General features: G+C 50.2%; 5 protein-coding genes. All 5 read right to left on the bottom strand.

The window, feature by feature from the left end; genetic code table 11:
- Positions 1-202: 202 nt before the first annotated feature.
- A complete protein-coding gene (locus tag Q0X25_RS07105; RefSeq protein ID WP_298580520.1) occupies positions 203-1,069 on the bottom strand; it encodes a hypothetical protein in 867 nt (288 codons plus the stop codon).
- Positions 1,070-1,071: 2 nt separating this feature from the next.
- The gene (locus Q0X25_RS07100; RefSeq protein WP_298580517.1) at positions 1,072-1,476 is read right to left on the bottom strand and encodes a DUF956 family protein; all 405 of its coding nucleotides are present in this window, start codon (positions 1,474-1,476) and stop codon (positions 1,072-1,074) included.
- A 199-nt stretch (positions 1,477-1,675) separates the two neighbouring features.
- Positions 1,676-2,653 carry a PTS system mannose/fructose/sorbose family transporter subunit IID gene (locus Q0X25_RS07095; RefSeq protein ID WP_298580513.1) on the bottom strand — a complete coding sequence of 326 codons (978 nt, stop codon included), beginning with the start codon at positions 2,651-2,653 and terminating at the stop codon, positions 1,676-1,678.
- 20 nt (positions 2,654-2,673) lie between these two features.
- Positions 2,674-3,483: a PTS mannose/fructose/sorbose transporter subunit IIC gene (locus Q0X25_RS07090; RefSeq protein ID WP_298580511.1), complete on the bottom strand. Its 810-nt coding sequence runs from the start codon at positions 3,481-3,483 to the stop codon at positions 2,674-2,676.
- 12 nt (positions 3,484-3,495) lie between these two features.
- Complete coding sequence (locus Q0X25_RS07085) at positions 3,496-4,485, bottom strand: PTS sugar transporter subunit IIB (protein WP_298580508.1); 990 nt, start codon at positions 4,483-4,485, stop codon at positions 3,496-3,498.
- Between the last annotated feature and the right edge of the window lie 406 nt (positions 4,486-4,891).

Here is a 4,891-nt window from a genome sequence, read left to right as displayed (position 1 = left end):
CTTTGAAACAAAGTGTGGCTTTTGACATTTTTTCTGAAACAGAACGTGGCGTTTGACAAGCAGGACCAGTCTGCTTGAAATGATCCGTGGCGTTTGGCAAGCCGAGCCGCTCTGATTGAAACAGAATGTGGCTTTTGATAAGCAGAACCGCACTGATTGAAAGAAGCAGAATGCCAGCCAGGTCTTACTCTCGTAAAGAAAACTAATGATTCTTGCGCCTTGCAGCTTTCTCTGCTTTTTCTTTGGCGCGAGCCTCACGCGAGGCTTTAATAAAAGCTTCGCCACGACGGCGATCAAACTCTTGCTTGCGCTCTTCAGCCTTCTCAGCCTCAATACTCTCAAATGCACCGCTAAAGTAACTCTCACGCTCCCCTACTAAAAGGCCAGCAAGTCGTGCACATTCAGCAGCTTCAGCAGAGTCATTGTTGCGTGCCGCCATGCCCAAGCGGTCGAGCAAAGATCCAATCTGAGACTCAATCTTAAGTGTTCCTTCGTAGGACTGCGCGGTAGCCTTTTCTAGTGCAGCAGCTAAATCAACAATATAGCTACGAGCCTCGTCGCCAAGACAAGCCATCTCAGCTTTTGCCAAACGTGCTTGGCGCTTAAGCTGCTCTACTCTATCGGTGCCCATAGCAGCCCCTAAACGAGCAGACAAGGGATCTTCTTCTCCCGCCTTGCGAGAATCACGAGCCATCGCATAAGAAATTGTCGAGGCAAAAACAATGAGCAGTGCCAACTGTATAAAAAAGCAGAGAAATATACGGTCAAAACCATAGTGAATAAAGAACGCACCCACCAACAATTCAATCGAAAAATAGGTGGTGCACATACGTGTTACCAAGTTACCCAGAATGGATGAGGTAGTTGGTGTATTAAGGTCATAGGTCATACGACGCGGAGATAGGCGTGGTACCAAAATCATCAGCACAAGCGCTACGGCAATCATGGCAATAGAGACGGTCTTTGCGTTGGCAAAACCAAATCGCGCTGCAACAATATAGGCAATAACAACAGCCACAATAAAGCTCAAAATAAGTCGTACGGGCTTGTAATACACATTGCGAGCCATAGCTAGCCCCTATCCTTGTTGCCGCTAAAAAAAGCTTTAATATCACGACCTACCTTGGTGGCCCCCAGCTTTAAAACCTTAAAAAATCCCAGGCCACTCCGCATTGCGTCTTCAGGCAAATACTTGCGCATCGCGCGCAGTGTTGCAATGTTATCGCGGGTAGAAAAGGCAAATTTACCGTCTTTTTTTGTATATATCAAAAAGCGCGAGATTTTTTTCTTACCAAGAACCTCGGCTTCAATATGGTCAATTTCGATCCAAGGAATTTGGACATAGTCTTCGACGTTTTTTTCGTTGTAATACTCAAACGCACGATCGCCTACCATAACGTTGCCATAGGTGCTGATAGCTCGCAGCGAGGTAGCTTTTATCGTCAAATCAACACTGCTATTAAGTGACTGTGCCATGCCAATCCCATCGAACTGCGTAGATTCTAAACAGATATCTAGACTGCTTCTTAAGTAGCGTATATCTTAGCCAAAACACTCAAACAAACCTAACAAAGAAGGGCCGTACCCTCGACTCCTTGTGCCAAAAGGCGCGTCGTGAGTCTCGCAGGGTACGACCCCGTCTAACACAAAGTGACGAAGTTAATCGTCAGAAGACTTACATCAGGCCAATCACGTGGAATACGATGCCGACCACAAAGAGGGCAAGGATGATCACGATGGGCGAGACGCCCTTCTTGAGGAGCTTGGCGCAGCCCAAGGTGAGAAGCACTGCGACAAGACCAGGAATCAGGGAGTTGAGCTGATCTTGCAGGGTTGCGGTAGCAACGACGTGATAGCCACCATCGACAGCCTGGACGCTACCAACGCTCAGAGCGGAGTTTGCATCAGCAACACCAGCAGCAAGCTGATCGGGGGTTACCTGACCACCAGCAATGCCCTGAGAAAGAGCTATCAGGTTGGGATAGGAAGCCTCGAACTTGTCGGGAGCAACCTTCTCAAGCGTGGAAACCGTCGGGGTAAAGGTAATGGAAACCCAGCGTTCGACGAGGGCGCCAATAACAAACATACCCAAAATCGAAGCGATGTTGGTGATCCTACCCAGCACGCCACCAGAAAGGTCCTTCGTAATCTCGGTACCGAGGTTATAACCAAGCTCCTGGGTGTACCACAGGAAGGCAAGACGAATTAGATTCCACGCCACAAAGAAGAGCAGAGGACCAACGGGGTTGCCAGAAACGGCCATCGAGGCACCAAGAGCACCAAGGATGGGGCGTACGGTGAACCAGAAGACAGGGTCACCGACACCAGCCAGAGGGCCCATCATACCGACCTTGACACCCTGAATGGTTGCGTCATCAATCGGTGTACCGTTTGCACGGTCCTGCTCAAGAGCAAGCGTAACGCCGATAACAGGTGCGGATACGTAAGGGTGAGTGTTATAGAACTCCATGTGACGCTTCAGAGCAGCAGACTGCTCCTCCTTAGAGGAGTACAGGCGCTTGATTGCGGGAACCATGGAAAAGCACCAGCCGCCGTTCTGCATACGCTCGTAGTTCCAAGAGCCCTGCAAGAACTGGTGACGCCACATGACGTCGAGGCGGTCCTTCTTGCTCAGAATAATCTTTTCAGCCATTTTCGTCTCCTCTCTTAAAATCAGTAGTTGTCCAGAATGTCGCCGAGGGGATCGGTAGATCCACCGCCGCCACCACCGTGAGCAGCAGCCTCCTTGAGGCCAACATACAGCAGAGCAATGCAAACACCGATGACACCAAGGGCGATAAGGGTGAGCTGAGAGATAGCTGCAACGACGAAGCCAAGGGCAAAGAAGGGCCAGACCTCAGGGGTAGCAATCATGTTGAGAACCATTGCGTAACCGACTGCAGCAATCATGCCACCGCCGATTGCCATGCCTTCAGCAAGCCATGCAGGCATTGCAGACAGAGCAGCCTGAACAGCCTCAGCAGGAACGAAGCACAGAGCAGCTGCAGGAATGGCGATACGAACACCCTGCATTGCGATAGCTGCCATCTGCCAACGGTCGATTGCTGCGAAGTCGCCGCGATCAGCAGCTGCATCCATAGCGTGAACGACAGGGATAGCAATGGTACGAACAACCATGGTCAGGAAGAGACCAGCAACAGACAGAGGAACTGCTGCTGCAATGGAGGTAGTGATAACGCTGGCAACGTTGGCAGTACTAGTCAGACCCTTGACCATGATGATAGCCGAGGCAATGGAGGCCAGAGCTGCGTCAGGAGCGACAGCTGCGCCGATGTTTGCCCAACCAAGAGCGATAAGCTGGAGCGAGCCACCCAGCATGATGCCCTCTGCGGGGTAACCAGTTACCAAGCCAATGAGAGTACAAGCCACCAGAGGCTGGTGGAACTGCCACTCGTCGAGAATGCCCTCCATACCAGCGAAGAACGCCACGATAATGACGAGCACGATGCTAATAAAGCTCACTTTCGACCTCCTTTACTTGCCCTGAGCAGCGAGCTCGGACTTTGCTTTCTTGAGCATGGCTTCGAAGTTCTCGGGTGCATCAGTCGGGACCTTGCGAACGTCAAACTCAACGCCCTTTGCCTTGAGCTCCTCGAGGCACTTAACATCCTCAGGACCCATAGCAATAGCGTTGGTGCAAACAACCTTACCCACGGAGTGAGCCATGGAACCAAGGTTGACCTTCTTGATGTCAACACCATCGTTGATGGCCTCGAGCACCTCTTGAGGAGTCTCAAAGAGGAGGAAAGCCTTGGTGTTGCCAAAGCGGACATCCTTGGAAACCTCAATCAGCTTGCTCATAGGAACAACATGGACGTGAACTCCAGGAGGTGCAGCCTGAACGATCATGGTCTTGCGCAGCTCGTCTTTGGAGACGCTGTCAGACACGACAATGATACGATTGGGCTGAATGGTCTTGGTCCATGCAGTTGCAACCTGACCATGAAGCAGGCGGGTGTCCACGCGCACGTGGGCAAGCTTGATGTGGCCATCACCAAGTACCGTTCCTGGAGGAATAGCACCTTGAGTGGCAACAGGAGCGGCGGCAGCTGCTTTCTCAGCAGGCACAATGGAATCGGGCTTGCCGTTGATGCCCTCGCGGCCAACCTCAATGAGCTTGGCTGCAAGCTTAAGGGCAGTCTCGCAATCCTCACGGTCAGAGACAGCCTCCATAAGCAGAGGTAGGTTCAAACCGGTAATCAGAGCCCAAGTGGGGTGATCATTGAGGAGCAAAGAAGCCTGGTTGAAAGGCGTGCCTCCCCATAGGTCAGCCAAAATTACGAGCTGCTCTGGATCGTCCATTTTCTTGGACGCCGCAACCAGCTTGTCGCGGTAGTCATCCGGACCCATATCGGGTGTCAGGACGCAGGCCTCAAGATTCTTCTCGCCAGGCATAAACATGCCAAGCGTGTCGAGAATCCCTTCGGCCAACTGGCCGTGAGAGGCGACAATAATGCCGATCATCGTTCTCCTTCCTTCAGGACGTAGGCATTGCTGCCAATGTTTACAGGTGCAGAAAGCGGCATACGCATTCCCCCTTTTTCGTACATGTACAAGTTCCTTTTTGCACGTACTCGGTACTAATGAGCTGTTTTTGCGTACTTGTACACCAACTAATCATACTTCATACAAATAGTCTACACAAGTGAGAGCTTCTATTTTTAACGGCCAGTGAGATAAATTATTTTAGTATATATAAAAATTTAGTATATATTTTATCTATAGAACTAGCTGTTTTCATGCCTCTTTATAGAGTAAGGATGCATTGTTTATATGTTAATTTTTTCTTTTATCTTTGGCTAACTTGAGCTCTCTTTCTAAGGGAGATAAAAATTTACTGTTAAAACACTTGATTCTTTTAAACCTGTCT

Origin of the sequence: uncultured Olegusella sp. (genome assembly GCF_947253395.1) — a bacterium.
In the GTDB taxonomy this organism is placed as follows: Bacteria; Actinomycetota; Coriobacteriia; order Coriobacteriales; family Atopobiaceae; genus Olegusella.
This window is presented reverse-complemented; position numbering and strand designations above follow the sequence as displayed.